The sequence below is a fragment of the Psychrobacter sp. 1U2 genome (assembly GCF_051847575.1).
On sequence record NZ_JBPYDC010001326.1, the window covers coordinates 1 to 629 of the forward strand.

At 42.0% G+C, this 629-nt stretch carries 1 protein-coding gene; it reads left to right on the forward strand.

Annotated features, from left to right (window positions below):
- A partial coding sequence (gene era / locus ACS8FD_RS21895) for a GTPase Era (protein ID WP_439277418.1) occupies positions 1 to 535 on the forward strand: 535 nt, incomplete at its 5' end.
- Positions 536 to 629: the final 94 nt, after the last annotated feature.

The window sequence follows — 629 nt, forward strand, 5'->3', positions numbered from 1 at the left end:
TAAAGGTACGCTGCTTCCATTGATTGAAACATTTGATGAGAGCTTCGACTTTGCTGACATCGTACCTGCTTCGGCTTTAAAAAACCAAAACTTAGACCGTCTTGAAGAAGTAATTGCGTCACATCTACCGAATGCCACGCCTATCTACGATACTGAGCAAATTACTGACCGCTCAGAGCGTTTTTTAGCCAGTGAAATTATTCGCGAAAAAATCATGCGTAGTGCAGGCGACGAAGTACCCTATGATCTCACCGTCCAAATCGATGAGTTTAAAGATGAAGCAGCTCATACAGACCCAAAAACTGGTCGTCCACGTAAAGCCTGTACTTTTATTGATGCCACGATATATGTAGAGCGCAATGGGCAAAAAGCCATTGTGATTGGCGAAAAAGGTCAACGTATCAAGCAAGTTGGGATGGATGCACGCAAAGATATGGAACAGTTATTTGGCAAAAAGGTCATGCTAACTTTGTGGGTAAAAGTTAAGCGTGGCTGGTCTGATGACGAACGCGCACTCACCAGCCTAGGTTATTGATTTAAAATAAATATTTGATCTACACATGATGCTGAGGTAATAGCCAATGCGTAATGAAGCATTAACAGGATATTTATTACATCAGCGTCCTTAC